General features: G+C 50.8%; 8 protein-coding genes. 6 read left to right on the forward strand and 2 right to left on the reverse strand.

Annotated features, from left to right (window positions below):
* Nucleotides 1-46 precede the first annotated feature (46 nt).
* The gene (locus ACJJIF_RS05510; RefSeq protein WP_444931240.1) at nt 47-1174 is read right to left on the reverse strand and encodes an acyl-CoA dehydrogenase family protein; all 1128 of its coding nucleotides are present in this window, start codon (nt 1172-1174) and stop codon (nt 47-49) included.
* A 27-nt stretch (nt 1175-1201) separates the two neighbouring features.
* Complete coding sequence (locus ACJJIF_RS05515; protein ID WP_444931241.1) at nt 1202-2401, reverse strand: acyl-CoA dehydrogenase family protein; 1200 nt, start codon at nt 2399-2401, stop codon at nt 1202-1204.
* A 470-nt stretch (nt 2402-2871) separates the two neighbouring features.
* Between ACJJIF_RS05515 and ACJJIF_RS05520 the strand changes: the two genes are divergently transcribed.
* The 6 genes from ACJJIF_RS05520 (at nt 2872) to pbpC (ending at nt 16862) form a co-directional block, all read left to right on the forward strand.
* Nucleotides 2872-4749, forward strand: a complete 1878-nt coding sequence (locus tag ACJJIF_RS05520) for an acyl-CoA synthetase (RefSeq protein ID WP_444931242.1) — start codon at nt 2872-2874, stop codon at nt 4747-4749.
* A 58-nt stretch (nt 4750-4807) separates the two neighbouring features.
* On the forward strand, nt 4808-6010 hold the full coding sequence (locus ACJJIF_RS05525; protein ID WP_444931243.1) for a 3-oxoadipyl-CoA thiolase: 1203 nt from the start codon (nt 4808-4810) through the stop codon (nt 6008-6010).
* Between the two features lie 43 nt (nt 6011-6053).
* Nucleotides 6054-8156 carry a 3-hydroxyacyl-CoA dehydrogenase NAD-binding domain-containing protein gene (locus ACJJIF_RS05530; RefSeq protein WP_444931244.1) on the forward strand — a complete coding sequence of 701 codons (2103 nt, stop codon included), beginning with the start codon at nt 6054-6056 and terminating at the stop codon, nt 8154-8156.
* Between the two features lie 391 nt (nt 8157-8547).
* Nucleotides 8548-9015, forward strand: a complete 468-nt coding sequence (locus ACJJIF_RS05535) for a PaaI family thioesterase (protein WP_444931245.1) — start codon at nt 8548-8550, stop codon at nt 9013-9015.
* Between the two features lie 348 nt (nt 9016-9363).
* Nucleotides 9364-14499, forward strand: coding sequence for an alpha-2-macroglobulin family protein (locus tag ACJJIF_RS05540; RefSeq protein WP_444931246.1), 5136 nt, complete (start codon nt 9364-9366; stop codon nt 14497-14499).
* Nucleotides 14496-16862, forward strand: a complete 2367-nt coding sequence (gene pbpC / locus ACJJIF_RS05545) for a penicillin-binding protein 1C (protein WP_444931247.1) — start codon at nt 14496-14498, stop codon at nt 16860-16862. Before ACJJIF_RS05540 ends, pbpC begins: the two co-directional genes overlap by 4 nt.
* Nucleotides 16863-17105 lie beyond the last annotated feature (243 nt).

Here is a 17105-nt window from a genome sequence, read left to right on the forward strand (position 1 = left end):
TGAAAAGTAGAGAGTGAGCCTTCCTTATACTTAATATTTCTAAAATTCAGGATTTAGAAAATCGTAACGTGTGGTAATCGGTGCTACCAAACAAATACTGTATTGTCGTCAGGCGCTTAAAGAAATGGCTTACATCTAATTCCTCAGTTACCCCGATACCACCATGCAGCTGTATCGCTTCCTGACCAATAAACCTTGCAGCCTTGCCGATACGGCTTTTTGCAGCGGATACTGCCTTGGGCGCAACTCCGTTATTAATATCGAGGTGCAGTGCCGCCATTAACAGAATTGAGTGCGCCTGCTCGTACTCTGTAAACATATCCACCATTCGGTGCTGTAATACCTGGAACTTTCCAATAGGAGTGCCAAACTGCTCCCGTGTTTTAGTGTATTCAACCGTCTTCTTATAGATCCTTTCCATAGCTCCAACAGCTTCAGCACATAGCGCCAATGTAGCCCTATCAATAGCTTTTTCAATAATGGGGAAAGCTGCTCCCTCCACGCCAATCCGGTTGGCTATAGGCACTTTTACGTTATTAAACTTGATTTCGGCAGCCCGATGCGCGTCCACAGTAGTATAGCCATGCCGCTGAAGCCCTTCCGTATTGGGATCGACAAGTAATAAGGTGATTCCCTCATGATCTCGCTGATCCCCACTGGTACGTACAGCGATCAATAACTTATCCGCTGCTTCACCATTTAGGACAACCGCTTTATGGCCATTCAGAACATAACTGTCTTCATCCCGTACTGCGGTCATAGCGATATCAGAAAGGTTATAACGGCTATGTGGTTCAGTAAATGCGAATGCCAATTGTAGCTGCCCATCCATTAACATTCCCAAGAGTTCGCGCTTCTGTACTTCACTAGCACTATCTGCTATTAGGCCGCCACTTAGGACTGCACTGGCCAAAAAGGGTTCGACTACTAAACCGCGACCAAACTCTTCCATCACCACCATTAGGTCGACGGCAGAACCACCCAAACCTCCATCGTCTTTACCAAATGGCACCATTAGCCAGCCGAGCTCGGCAAATAGCTTCCAATTTTCCTTACTGAAGCCTGTATCACTGCTTATTATTTTACAGCGGCGGTCAAAATTATAATCCTGTTGGATAAACTTGCTAACACTGCTTTGCAGCATCCGCTGCTCTTCACTATAGGAGAAATCCATTGCTCAAGTCCTCTTTAGGTGCTGCACTTACAAGCCAAGTACCCACTTACTGATAATATTCTTCTGAATTTCATTACTTCCACCATAAATCGAGGATTTACGGTTGTTTAGATAGCGAGGCACGCTACTGGCTATAACACCCGGCCCCACCCACTCACCATCAAATCCGCTCAGAAATTGCTCTCTGACAAATGGCATCCCATAGTAGCCCGCTGTTTCCATATATAGCTCATCGATAAGTTGAGCGATTTCGGTTCCTTTAATTTTCAAAATAGAAGATTCGGCGCCTGGTGCACCGCCTGTACTCACCGCTGCAAGGGCGCGCAACTCAGTAAATTCTAGAGCCAAAAGATCAATTTCAACCTCGGCCAGCTTTTGCGCAAAAGCCGGATTCTCAAGCAGGCTACTTTCTCCATCGCGAGTTTCTTTAGCCAAATCGCTTAAAATCTGTAGGCGTTTTTTAGATTTGGCCACTCGTGCAATGCCTGTGCGCTCATGGGTTAACAAAACCTTGGCGTAGGTCCAGCCCTGCCCCTCCTCACCAATACGATTTTCTACAGGCACCCTCACGTTATCGAAGTGAACTTCATTGACTTCATGGTGCCCACCTAAAGTCATAATTGGCGATACGGTAATACCTGGGTGCTTCATATCAATTAACAGGAAACTGATAGCAGCCTGATTCTTAACTTGCGGTCCTCCCGTACGGACCAGGCAGAAGATCCAATCCGCAAAGTGTCCCAGAGTATTCCAGGTCTTAGTGCCATTGACGATGTATTCATCACCATCGCGAACAGCTGTAGTTTTTAAGGAGGCCAAATCTGAGCCGGCATTGGGTTCCGAATATCCCTGACACCACCAAACATTGCTTGCCAAAATATCTGGGAGAAATCGCTGCTTTTGCTCTTCACTGCCATAGGTGAAGATCACTGGCGCGACCATTTTCAAGCCAAATGGAATCACCTCCGGTGCGCCGAAGCTGGCACATTCATTGGCCCAAATATGCTTCTGCGTGGGAGACCATCCAGTACCACCGTATTCAACCGGCCAATTCGTAGCGGCCCAGCCCTGCTCATAAAGTATCTTTTGCCAGCGAATAAAATCCTCCTTATCCAGAGGGATTTCCTTCAAGGTTTTCTCTCTTATATCTTCAGGTAGCTTCTCTTGGAGAAACCGTTGAACCCCCTGCTGAAAGACTAACTCTTCGGGAGAAAAATCTATATTCATTCGCCTGCTCCTTTATTAATCGGCGCATTGAACAGCAACTGTTATAAACGACCCCTATCACCATTTTACGCAACACAGATATACAAATTATTGCGAGCCCCAGCATCTGCCGGAGCAATACTTACCAACCCCACCAAGCAACCCCATCAAACAATTCTCGCAACTAGCGCTAAACACTCATCACTGATGGCACACAAAACCTTTTATTAGCCATCAAAAATCCTAACACCAGCAACACCCACTCACACCCAACAGGCACGAAAGGCAACAGCTCAGCAAACTTAAAAATCAGGCTCCAAGAAAAATGGCGTACTTTTTATTTCTTTAAGGTTTATCGCGTCATTTTCTGCTAAAAAATACATTAAACGCCTGTCAATACACAAAACATTAACACCTTATTCCGCAGAGTGGAATGCCGTGTTCATTTTTGTTATGGTCATCGTCATAATAACTAAAGTGAGAGAACCCCCATGTCGATCACATCTACGCCATCCTCCAATCTAATACTACAGTCACTCGCCGAAATTCAGGCCTACGAAAAAGTCCCTCTTTCACAACGATACCCTTGGGAAAACACTTTTGATTTAATTCGCCAAGCTGCGCGCCTCTACCAACATGATCCAGCTATTGAGTTCCTGCCGACAGCTGCACCCAATGAAGAGACGCTAAAAGTAAGCTTTTCTGAGCTGTCACAGCGAGTCCATCAGACGGCCAACCTTTTCCACTCTCTCGGTATTGGGCCAACCGAGACAGTTACTTTATTACTACCTAACTTGCCCGAAACCCATTTCGCACTCTGGGGAGGACAGGCCGCAGGTATTGCCAGCCCCATCAATCCGCTATTGGAGCCCCAGCATATTATCGAAATAATGAATGCCACCAAGGCCAAGGTTCTGGTCACCCTTGCTCAAGATCTCAGTGAAGAAATATGGAAAAAGGTAACCCGGGTTATTAATCAGGTTCCCACTTTAAAGGCTCTACTACTAATCAGTAAAAAGCCAATTAATAAGTTACCCATCCCCGCCGGCATTCATGTGGACAATTTTATTTCAGCCATATCCCAGCAGCCGTATGATTACCTCAAGAGCGGACGTCATATACAAGGGGATGATGCAGCTAGTTATTTTCATACTGGAGGCACTACTGGACGGCCGAAGATTGCTCGTTTAACTCACAGCAATATCGCTTTCGTCGCCCAATTGAATACGGATGTAACATCGAGTAAGGGACGCTTCACTACTCTGAGCGGACTTCCGCTGTTTCACATCTTCGGCACGGTCGTTGCCGGCATTGGTACCCTGCTGGCCGGGCGCACCATTGTTATTATGACTCCCTCCGGGTTTCGCTCCCCCAATGTCCTGCCCAACTGGTGGCACCATGTTGCTCGCTTTAAGGCGCAGGGCTTTGCCGCTGTGCCCACCATTCTCGGGATACTGCTACAAATTCCTGTGGGTGATAATGATATCAGCTGCCTGACTGATATCGGCTGTGGCGCCTCCCCACTACCGACAGGGCTAAAAAATGCTTTCGAGGAAAAATTTAATGTCCTTGTCAGTAACGGCTATGGCATGACAGAGTCCAGTTCTCTTTTAGCTCGCCCTCCCAACGATATGCAAGCACCTGAGGGTAGTGTCGGCCGACGGCTACCTTATATGGAAATGAAAATTGCCGAAGTAGACGGCACTCGACTGATAAGAAGCTGCAAAACTGGCGAAATAGGCATTGTCCTCGCACGGGGGCCACATATATTTTCTGGCTATCTCTCAGAAGAGGACAATAGCAAAGCCTGGATCGACAACACTTGGTTTAACACCGGCGATATGGGGTACCTCGATGGAGATGGCAATCTATTCTTAACCGGGCGGGCTAAAGATCTCATTATTCGGGGCGGCCACAACATTGACCCCGCTCTCATAGAAGAACCATTATGCCGCCACCCTGCCGTTGCTATGGCCGTTGCGGTGGGGCAACCCGATGCCTACGCTGGAGAAGTTCCGGTGGCTTACGTTACTTTGTATCCATCCAACAATCCGCCGACAGAAGAACAGCTTATTGACTATTGCCGCAGCAAAATTTCTGAACGTGCCGCCATCCCCAAACGTGTGGAAATTATTAATGAGATTCCGTTAACCGCAGTAGCCAAAGTATTTAAACCCGCCCTGCGCAATCGCGCTACTGAATATGCCGTAGGCCAGGCATTAAAGGCAAAGCGTATCGCGGCTAACTTTTCTGCTCATTTCGATGGTTCCCTTGGCCAAGTGGCAAAAGTACAACTTGAACAATCCGCTAGTAAAGCCGCTGTAGAGGAGGCTTTAGAAAACTTACCAGTGACACTGGAATTTGAATAACAGAACAGATTACCGTATGACTCACTACAAATAAAAATTCATCATTGGAAATTTCATTATGCCACACACCTATATTTATGATGGCGGCCGCAGTGTTTTTGGCCGCCACGGGGGCAACCTTTCCAGTATCAGGCCCGACAACTTGCTCGCCTACGTTATTAGAGCTCTGATTGAACGCAATCCGTTTAACATTCAACATTTTGAGGATGTTATCGCAGGCAATACTAACCAGGCGGGGGAGGACAGCCGCAACGTTGCCCGATTTTCTGGCCTGCTTGCCGGTTTGCCGGTATCCACTGGTGGCATAACAGTAAATCGTCTATGTGGCTCCGGCTTATCCGCTATAGCGGATGCTTCCCGCTGTATTCGCACCTCTGAAGGAGACTTATTTATTGCAGGGGGCGTCGAGTCGATGAGCCGCGCCCCCCTGGTTCTCTCCAAGGCAAATAGCGCATTTGATCGCACTCAGGAGTTGGTAGATACAACCCTTGGCCCCCGCTTTACCAATCCCAATATTGTTGCCAAGTATGGCAGCCATACCATGCCACAAACCGCAGACAACATTGCATCAGAGCTGAATATCCTTCGAGAAGAGTGCGATATATTTGCACTGGCATCGCAAGTTAAATATGAATCGGCACGAACGGATGGTTTCTTTGTCGACGAAATTATTCCTATCGAAGTACCCCAAGGTCGCAAACAACCTGCACGGCTGATCGACTCCGACGAACACCCCCGTCCCAATGCGACCTTGGAGCGCCTTCAAACCCTGCCTGCGCTCTTTGAAGGTGGCGTGGTTACTGCTGGCAATGCCTCCGGTATCAATGATGGCGCAGCAGCGCTAATTATTGGCAGTGCCGAAGCTGGCCAAGCAGCAGATCTCAAGCCCAGGGCGCGCATTCTCACTAGCGCCATTGCAGGTATAGAGCCACGAATAATGGGCTTGGGGCCAGTTCCGGCGACCCGCAAAGCCCTGGCCCGAGCGGGTTTAAGGCTTGCAGATATGGATGTAATGGAGTTCAACGAGGCTTTTGCTGTGCAGGCTATGGGCTGCCTGAAAATGCTCGAAATCGACTACCAGGACCCACGAGTAAATCCCAATGGTGGCGCTATTGCTATTGGCCACCCGCTGGGCGCCAGCGGCGCCCGTATTCTACTCACCGCATTGCATCAACTTGAACGTACCGGCGGCCGCTACGCACTGGCCACCATGTGCATCGGGATTGGCCAGGGAATCGCAGTCATTATCGAGCGGGTATAAACCTTAGAACCAAGCAGTTATCACTTAAGATCTGGAGATAGCAATGTCTAGTGTAAGTTATGAGCTTATTGGCGATATCGGTGTCATTAAATTGAATAATCCTCCTGTCAATGCCCTTTCACACAGTTTGCGTGAAGGTATCTGGGGAGCCATTAAGAGCGCGCAAGAAGATGCATCCAAAACGCTGATATTACTGTGTGAAGGCCGAACGTTTATCGCCGGTGCAGACATTACAGAGTTCGGCAAGCCACCACAGGCACCCGCACTATCTGAAGTGATTACAGAAATAGAGAGTTCCTGTAAACCAGTGATTGCCGCCATTCACGGCACTGCACTCGGTGGTGGATTCGAAATCGCCCTAGCCTGCCATTATCGCTGCGCCGCAGCCTCTGCCAAAGTTGGCCTGCCAGAAGTCAAATTAGGACTACTGCCGGGGGCCGGCGGCACCCAGCGCGTTCCACGTCTAGCTGGCGTTGCTGCTGCACTAGAGTTTATCACCAAGGGTAATCCAATATCGGCTGAAAAAGCCGCAAGTATGCAACTGATAGATCGGATTATTGATGATGATTTATTGGCGGGAGCACTCGCTTTTACCCGTGAGCTGATCGATAACAAAGCCCCCTTACGCCGAATCAGAGACATGGAAATAGATGCCGCCAATATCCCTGATGGCTTGTTCGCTGACTTCCGCAAAGGCCTGGAAAAAAAATCTCGTGGCCAGCTTGCACCGCAACATATCGTCACCTGCATAGAAGCTGCCGTTCAACAACCTTTTGATAAAGGGCTCGCGAAAGAACTCGATTTATTTGTCGAGTGCCTGCTTTCCAGCCAATCAGCCGCTCTCAGGCATCTGTTTTTTGCCGAGCGCAGCGCAAATAAAGTTAAGGGACTACCTAAAGATATAACGATCCGTGAAATCAGAAGTATCGGCATTATCGGTAGCGGCACTATGGGTGGCGGCATCGCCATGAACTTCGCCAATGCCGGCATTCCAGTTAAGCTGGTAGAAATTGATCAAACTGCGATACAACGTGGGCTAGCAGTGATCGACAAGAATTACACGATCAGTATGCAGAAAGGGAAACTCACTGAGGAGCAAAAAGCACATTGCCTCTCGCTGATATCCGGCACAATTGACTACTCAGACTTGGCTGACGTAGATTTGGTAATCGAGGCGGTATTTGAAAATATAGCGCTTAAACAGGAAATCTTTACCAAACTGGACCACTCTTGCAAGCCCGGCACCATCCTCGCAACTAACACTTCCTATCAGGATATTGATCAAATTGCAGCGGCAACCAATAGGCCAGAAGATGTTATAGGAATGCATTTTTTCAGCCCTGCCAACGTTATGAAACTACTCGAAGTAGTTCGTGGCTCCCAAAGTGCTGATGATGTTATCGCTACCGCCATGCAGCTCGCCAAAACGATCAAGAAAGTGCCAGTATTAGCTGGAAACTGCTACGGCTTTATTGGCAACCGTATGTTGCGGCCCTACGGCCGGGAATCACAGCTCTGTTTGATAGAGGGTGCGACTCCAGAGCAAATTGATACTGTGATGCAATCCTGGGGGATGGCTATGGGCCCTATGGCCGTTGGAGATCTAGCCGGCCTGGATATCGGCTACAAGGCGCGTCAGAACCTGTGCGAATCCGATCGGGGAGATCCCAAAACCTACTGTATTGCCGATGCCTTAGTAGGAATGGGGCGACTGGGACAGAAAAGTGGAGCCGGCTACTATCGCTATGATCCCGAAACCCGCGCTCGCCACAGCGATCCAGCAGTACAGAAAGTTATCGAAGCCCAAGCTAAAATCCAGGGGGTTAAACGGCGGAAAATCTCCGATGAGGAAATCCTCAATCGCCTCACTTGCGCCCTGATTAATGAAGGGGCCAAAATCCTAGAAGATGGCATAGCCCAACGCCCCAGCGATATAGACGTTGTATACGTTTATGGCTACGGCTTTCCCCCTCATCGCGGTGGCCCCATGCACTATGCCGATAGTATCGGGTTAAAAAAAGTCTACGAAATAATTTGTAGATTCCGCGAGCAGCACGGCGATATTTATTGGGCGCCAGCCCCGTTACTCATCGAACTCGCGCAAGAGGACAAAACATTTGCGCAGTGGGCTGAGAGCCAGAGTTAAGCTTACAAATCATAGGGGGCTCAGTCGGACCAGCCGGAGCCCCAACCTCTGCACCTGAAACCGGAATACCTATTTTGCTTTATACCCAGCAGCCCCACCTTCTACTCTTTTGCTATGTATTTATTTTATTTATCTGCGGTCTGTCCCGAGATACCAATTACTGGCAGTACATTAAAGCACGCCGTTATACCAAATTGAGCACGGCGCTTCCAGCAGTTACTTAGGAGGTAGCTTTTATTTGTCTGTTATATTTGTTTATTTGGCAGAATTTAGCCGGCGCCACTGCACGGATAGAAATACTGATTGCTATTTCCCCAGGGTGACTCGCAATATATCAATCCTCTCAGTGAGCCGACTGTGCCGGCTCACTATATTTTTATGGTAAAATCAGATGAATTGGCAGTATAAAAAACAACCCCCTTTTAATGACCACCTGGGTGTAAAGATAAATGACTGGCAAGAAGGCCGCGTTGTCATCAGCGTTACCGTACAAGCGGAACACCTAAACACTCACGGTGTACCCCACGGGGGTTTTATTACAAGTTTAATCGATATCGCCGGCTCCTACTCTGGCCTCTACTGCCCCCACCCTCACCGCCAGCGCAGGTCCCTCACCCTATCCTTAAATGCAAATTTCACCGGCCAAGCAAAAACCAACCAGCTCACCGCAATAGGTCAACTAACAAGTACTGGACGGAAAATATTTTATTCGCATACAGAGGTGTATGACAGTCTGGGGACCCTAGTTGCAACGGGCCAGATGACAATGCGCTACCGTAGCGGCAGTGAAACTTTACAGGGCGAGGCCATTGAAGAAAGCCCTACTGAAATCGCAAAAGAGATAGAGTTTGAGCCTTAACCACGCCCTAGAAAAAGGCTGATACCTGTATATTCGCAGGCTGGCAAGCATTTATCGTTACGACCACTCTAAAGCGGGATCGTGCCCAGACATGCACCCTTATGAAGATTAGAGGTATCGCGAAATTATTCAGAGACTCCTAAGATAAATTTTTACTGATCAATGTATCGAGGCTCAACAAATCTAGCCACCCCCATTTCTAGCACGAACGAACCAGCAAGACTTTTTCCTTCAGGAAATTCAATTAATACTCCCCGAAAATGTACGCCGGGAAATATTAAAGCTTGAGACAATTTTAAAGACCTATTAAATTGTCCGCCGCTTCAAACGACCAATAAGGAAATACCTATGTCTCCACACCGCTTACCGCGCTGGATTACGGTCATTTTTCTCTGCCTCTTTGCTGTAGCGTGCACGCAAGAGCCATCGGGAAAGCCGGATACTCGAGACTCAGTGCGCGACACCAGTGAGGCGCCAGCAACAGAGCCTCATAAAAGTGGTGATCACAAGCAAGCAGTTGAAACACCGCCATTGGTCCTCACGCCTAAGGCAAGGGCTAAGTGGGCTGCTGGAGACACAGGAACCGCTGAAGCGAACACGCCTAACACTCAGTCCGCGAGCACCTCTACTCAGCCCCCTCTACCCAATGACATCGACAAAGCTGAAACGGTGAAAACGGTCGATAAGAGCCTTAAGGTGTCACATGTTGGAGAAAGGACCTATAAAGACGCACGCGCTATAGCCGTGATCTTTTCTGAGCCACTACAAAGTAATATCCATTTTGGTTCCTATCTGCATTTATCTCGCAGCGACGGTAAGGCTGTTGATGGTGGCTGGGTATTATCTGATAACCAAAAAATCCTCTACTTTCCCCACACGGAGCCGAATACTCGCTATAAACTCGAGTTGCTCCCCGGCTTAGCCAGTGAACGTGGCCTGGCGCTACAGAAAAAGCAACAGCATACCATTCGCACCCGCCGGATAGAGCCCAGTATCAGTTTTTCCAGCAATGGAAGTATTTTCCCGGCAACCGTGACCCCGGGTTTACCTATTACTGCCGTCAGTGTTGAAGCAGTACGAATTGAGTTTCACAGGGTGAATCCAGAGCACTACTCCGACTTCCTTGAGTTGACCAGAAATCAGTCACTAAAGTATTACTACCAGTTAAAGGCGCTCAACAAACTCACCGAATTTGTCTATACGGCTCAATTCGATCTAACCGAGGAAAAATATGTTCAGCGGGACTTTGATCTCTCTATTGGGCATATAGACCCTCTGCAGCAACCGGGTATCTATGTCGCAGTGATGTTCCCAGCGGGCAACTATGACACAGACCTGTACGACATCACTCACTTCTCTATCTCCAATCTAGGCTTACATGCACGCTATTATCCAGATAGTGTGGACCTCTATGTTTCATCTCTGGACGAAGGCGAGGCCCTAGAGGGTGTCGATATTGAACTGCTTAACCACAAAGGAGAGCAGATCCAGCAGCACACCACGAACAAAGATGGACATGTTCGTTTTGCCCTGACACAAGAGCAAGAACATGCACAACGCTTTTTTGTCGCACGAGACCTGGATAGCGGTCATTTCTCCATGCTCGACCTGCGTGAGCCCGCACTAGATCTATCGGATTTTCAGTTGGGCCAACGCCCTTCACGGCCGATAGAGTTCTTTATGTATGGCCCGCGAGACCTGTATCGCCCCACCGAATCAATACAGGTCAGCGGTCTGCTGCGAAATTATGACGGGCGCTATATCAAAGACCTACCGATCAAGGCAGCACTGATAAAACCTGACAATACCAGCGCACGCACATTTACCTGGCATGCCAGCGCGCCGGGGTATTACGAAAAGCTGATTCCTCTACCCCAAAGTGCCCCTACCGGTGACTGGCGTCTAGAAGTTGAGTTAGCCGATGGGCACAAGGTGAACTACCCATTTAAGGTAGAAGAATTCTTACCGGAACGTATGAAGCTGGTTCTACAGAATGGTGAAGAGCGCAGTTTAGTCCAGGGACATGGTGAAGCTTTCAAGCTCAAAATAGAAGGAAGCTATCTGTATGGCGCACCAGCGGCAGAGAACCGCCTGGAAACCCTGGTACAGGTTAGCCACTACCGAGAACCCTTCCCCCAGTGGAAGGGCTTCCTTTTTGGAGACATCAATGAATCATTGCCCACCCGACAGTTCTACGCTCCAACTATCGAGCTCGACAGTGAAGGGTTGGGCAGCCTACCCCTAAACTCCCGCTGGAAGCGGGTAAAAAACCCTCTAAAGGTCAACTTGGTTTCCAGTCTGTTCGAGTCCGGCGGCCGACCGGTGACCCGACAACACCCAGTGCTAGTGTGGCCCAAGCATCCAGTAGTCGGCATTCGCCCTAATTTTGGCGAGGAAAACCCCTCTGCTAACAGCAGGCCAGAATTCGATATTGTTGTTGCCGATGCACAGGGTAATCCCGTTAGCGGGCGAAATCTCACAGCAGTACTTATCTCCGAAGATCGTCAATATTTTTGGGAGTACTCCACACACGAGGGTTGGCATTACGAATACAACAGCGCAGAATTTGAAACCTTCAATCGCCAGTTGCAGTTCACCGAGGGGCAACCTCTAAAGCTGATTGTGCCGGTTGAATATGGCCACTACCGACTGGAAGTCACCGATGTTAATACCGGGGCAACCAGCAGTCTGCGCTTTCATGCCGGCCGCGACTGGTATTACTGGTGGCGTAAAGATCAGGTCACCAAAGGTCAGGCAGCGCGCCCGGATACTGTGGCTTTGTCACTAGATAAACCCGAGTATTCAGCCGGCGATCTGGCGCAGCTCACCATAGTAGCGCCCGCCGATGGGGAGGCGCTGGTTTTAGTGGAAAGCGATCAATTGCTGTGGTCCAAGCGCATATCCGTACAGAAGTCAGGCACCACAGTCGATATTCCAATCTCCCCCGAGTGGGATCACCACGATACCTATATTTCTGTCACTGCACTGCGCCCCACTGATAAGAGTGAACGTATCGCGCCCAATCGCGCCTTTGGCCTCACCCACCTACCATTGGATCGCGAGCCCCGCCGCCTCGCCCTTTCACTTGAAGCACCCGCAACCGCCCTACCCGGCACAGAAGTGGAAGTTACTATTACTGCCGATGCAGAGACTATAAAGCAAAATGGCAGCAAGGCCTGGGCCACTCTAGCTGCTGTCGATGTCGGTGTACTCAATATCACCCGCTTCGAAACTCCAGACCCGTTTGAAGCCTTTTTCGGCCAGCGCCGCTATGGTGTGGATGTAAGGGATATTTATCACCGCATTATTGAGTCCAACAGCGGCAAACTGGTGGAACAGCGTTTTGGCGGCGATGCGGAGGAACTGACCCGAGGGGGCAGCGAGCCCAATTCTGACATACAAATCGTATCTTTATTCTCTGGAGCAGTTGAATTCGATGCGCAGGGGCAGGCACAGGTCGCACTACAGCTACCTGAATTCAATGGCCGCCTGCGTCTAATGGCGGTATCTTTCAGCAAAGACCGCTTCGGCAGTACCGACACAGAAATGACGATCGCCTCACCGATTGTCACCCAGGCTGCGCTACCTCGCTTTATGGCTCCCCGCGATAGCAGTACCCTGGCGCTGGACCTCAATAATTTGAGCGGCCGCCCCCAGCAGCTTACAGTGAAGATGCAAGCCGTGGGCGCTGTAAATCTAGCAATGGGTGAACGACTACTGGAATTGGCTGATGGTGAGCGCAAAACTTTGCGCTTCCCAATCAGCGCCAAAGGGGCTAGCGGAGACGCGGAGTTCCAACTGGTCGTACATGGCGCCGTTGATAAAGACGGAAATGATGTCGCCATCGAACAACAGTGGCACCTTGGCGTCCGCCCCGCCTGGCCTGCCACCACCCACAACCAGCGCCGACTGCTGGCTCAGGGTGAGAAGTTTGGTGCCGACAGAAATCTGCTCGACACCCTAATGCCGGCAACCATACAAACCCTGGTATCTCTGGATAGCCGCCCACAGCTCCAATTGCAGGAGCATCTGTCCAACCTGCTGCAATACCCATACGGATGCCTGGAACAAACCTCTAGCCGCGTTTATCCGCTGATTATGGCAACGCCACAGCGGCAACACCAATTAGGGATTGAGTCCCTAGAGGAAAGTGTGCGCGCCAAACGCATTGATGCGGGTATTGAGCGCATTTTCAGCATGCAAAAAAGAAACGGCAGTTTTGGCCTTTGGAGTTCCGAATCTCCAGAAAACCAATGGCTCACGGCCTATGCCGCTGATCTATTGCTACGGGCAAGGGATCAGGGGATCGTATTTGACGATACTCGCCTGGAGTCGACTCTCAAGCGCCTGCAAGACTACACTCGTGAACACGGCACTTTTTATCAGCAGCGCTATAGCAATAACCCCGACTTCTATGCCTATGCCGCGCGGGCCTATGCTGCCTATGTGCTTTCCCGGGTACAAAAAGTGTCTCTGGGCCAACTGCGCAGCCTCTATGAAAGCGGCGTAGGCCTCAGCAATTCTCCTCTACCCAATCTGCATATGGCCATTGCCCTGCACACTATGGGTGATGCCAGTCTGGCCCAGGAAGCCGTGCAAAAGGCTCTTAAAATTAAACGCAACCGTCACGGCTACTATGGCGACTACGGCTCAGAACTGCGCGATACCGCACTGATGATTGCCCTTTTATTAGAGCACAACCTGGGTAAAGCCGAGGCTGAGGCTTTACTGTTTGAATTGGCTGATATTCTCCGCAATCGCAAGTACCTAAGCACTCAAGAGCGCAACAGTGTATTTATGGCCGGGGCACAATTGCAGCTCAATAATAGTGAACGTTGGTCCGCAACCCTGGCCAGTATCAATGACTTACGCGAGCTCGATAGCGACACCCCACACAGCGCCTTATTCCGAGGGCGCGAAGCAGCCGATGCACTTGAGATAACCGCGCAGACAGAAAAACTCTATGCCGCGATTAGCATCAATGGCTACAGCAAACAGCCCCCTAAAGTGGCAATGGATAAAGGAATCAAAATCTGGCGCAGCTATCACAACCTCGACGGCACTAAGGTCACCCCCAGCCAGGTTCGCGAGGGCGAGCTTTACCTGACTCGCCTACGAATTGATACAGACCAGCGCCTGCCCGATCTACTTGTTGTCGATTTATTACCGGCGGGTTTCGAACTGGAAAATCAAAATCTGGCTGACAGTGTCAAAGTGGATGATCTCAAGTTCGATAACAAAAGTATCGCCCAGTGGCAGGATGAGCAGGATCATATCCAGCACACAGAATACCGCGATGACCGCTTTGTGGCAGCACTGGACCAGCCTAGATGGAAGACCACTAATCTCTTCTATATTGTCCGCGCGGTAACCCCCGGCACCTATCAGGTGCCCCCACCCTATGCAGAGGATATGTATAAGCCAGAGCGCTTCGCCATCGGTAAAAACCCTATGACGCAAATGCAGGTAATCGGTAAACAGTGAAGCTGTTAGCCACTGTCTTAAAAGTCTGGCAAAGCAGCAGCCGCAAAGTTCGCGCGCTGCTGCTTATGCCGGCCGCCCTCGCCTGCATACTGCTGTTGCTGGATTCAGTCTTCCCTCCACCACTGCCGCAAGCGCAGGATTTTGCCCGGGTCGTTGCCGATCGCCACGGCAAACCGCTGCGCTTTTTTGCCGATAGTCGCGGGGTCTGGCGCTACCCTGTCACCCAGGAAAAAGTGTCGCCACGTTTTATCGAGGCTCTGCTCACCTACGAAGACCGCCACTTTTATCGACACCCCGGAGTCAACCCCCTGGCCCTATTGCGGGCCTCAGCCCAATATCTGCGCAATGGGCGAATCGTCTCTGGCGGTTCCACCCTCACTATGCAGGTAGCGCGATTATTGGACCCACACCGCAGGACTCTGCCCGGCAAAGCCAAGCAGATATTGCGCGCGCTACAACTGGAGTGGCATTTCAGCAAAAAGGAAATTCTCAATCTCTACCTAAACCTGGCACCCTACGGCGGCAATATTGAAGGCGTGGAGGCCGCCAGCCGCCTCTACCTGAGAAAATCGGCCGCCGATCTCACCCACGCGGAAGCGGCGCTCTTAGCGGTACTCCCCCAGGCTCCGAGTCGCCTGCGGCCAGATCGGCACCCGCAACGTGCGCAGAAGGCCCGGGACAAGGTATTGGATAGACTGCAAGCGTTCGGTATATGGCGCGCGGAAGATGTCGACCGCGCCCAATTGGAAAACGTCTATGCCGAGCGCCTCGAATTTCCACAAAACGCCCCCCACCTGGCGCGCAGGTTAGTGGACAACATTAGCGGCCGGGAAGTGATTCACACCACAATCGACGGCAACATCCAGCGGGGACTGGAGGATTTCCTGCGCGATCATATGGACAACTACCCAGCAAAGACGTCCGCCGCTGTGGTAATTTTGGAGAATTCCGACCTGTCTGTACGCGCTTATGTGGGCGCCTCTCATTTTGGGGACACTCGCCGCTACGGTTATGTGGATATGGCCAGGGCCGTGCGCTCACCCGGCTCTACACTCAAGCCATTTTTGTACGGACTGGCTATCGACGAAGATTTAATCCACAGCGCCGCTCTACTCAGCGATACGCCGCGCATCTATGGCGAGTACCGCCCCGAGAATTTCCATCGCGGCTTCTCCGGTCCAGTCACCGCCACCGCCGCCTTGCAGAGATCCCTCAATGTTCCCGCCGTACAGCTGCTGGAACACTACGGCCCCGGCCGACTGGCAGCAACTCTGGAAAATGCCGGCCTATCACTGCAACTTCCCAGTGGCGGCAAGCCCAATTTGGCCATGATACTAGGCGGTGTCGGTGCGCGCTTGGATCAACTGACCGGTATTTATGCCGCCCTGGCCCGTGGAGGCCAAGCTGCAACCCCTCGCTATTTAGCCGAGGAACCGCTACAGGAAAGATATCTGATGTCTCCAGAGGCCGCTTGGATTACCTTCGAAATGCTCGCCTCCAACCGTAAAGGCTCTCGTCGCTGGCGCAATTTAGTGCGACAAAGCAAAGCGGATATCGCCTGGAAAACAGGCACCAGCTACGGTTATCGAGATGCCTGGGCCATTGGAGTAACTCCCGCCTACACTGTCGGTATCTGGATGGGCCGCCCGGACGGCACTCCCCTACCCGGTTACTACGGTTCCATTAGTGCCACTCCGCTGCTGCGCGCGGTTATCGCAGCATTACCGGGCAATAAAAAATTGCACCTAAAAAGACCAGAGTTGATCACCCAGGAAATCATTTGCTGGCCCCTGGGCGGGCAAAAAGCGCTGACACCAACCAGCCACTGCCACCAACAGCACAGCGCCTGGCTAATCCAAGGCCGCGCCCCTAGAACACTGTCGCCCAAAAATGAACCCCTGCGGGCGGCACAAACGTTCCGTTTCTTTGCCAACCAGCAAGGTCTACGGGTAAAGCCCAGCTGCATGGATCACAGTGCAGTAAAACAAAGCCTCGCCCTATGGCCCAAAGAGCTGGAGGCCTGGTTACCCGCGAACCAAACCCGGAGTCAGCAAATCCCACCCACAGCCCCCGGCTGTCACGCCCCTGCGGCAAATAACGGCACGCCGTTAAAGATTGTCGGCACCAGTGATGGCAACCAGTACCGCCCCACCGGCAGCATGGCGCCCCTACCTCGCCTCAATCTCAGTGCTATTGGCGGCCAGGGAAAGCGCTATTGGTTCCTGAATGGAGAACCGCAAGGCGAAACCCTTGGCAACGAAAACCTGGTACTGATACCCCAAAGTGGCAAACAGCAGATTGCTGTACTCGATACCAGTGGCAATGTAGAGCGGATTGAAATCTTCGTGGGGGATACTCACTAAATATCTTGATGTAAGAATTCTTGAAGTCTATTTTTAAACCACTATCTGAAAATTGGAGCCTGGCAGGTAAAACTCACAACGCCTACCCACTCTATTTACGCTTCCCCCTAGGTAGCCAGCATAAGTGCCTCACGATTGTTAACGCGGTAATTGCCAGTGACTTAAATCGTTTGTAAATACCGCTACAAATATTGGGATAGCTGCAATAGTCTCCATAAGCTGCTATTTCCCTTTTCGCAACAG

The organism is Microbulbifer regidiadema (SeqCode), assembly GCF_052467605.1.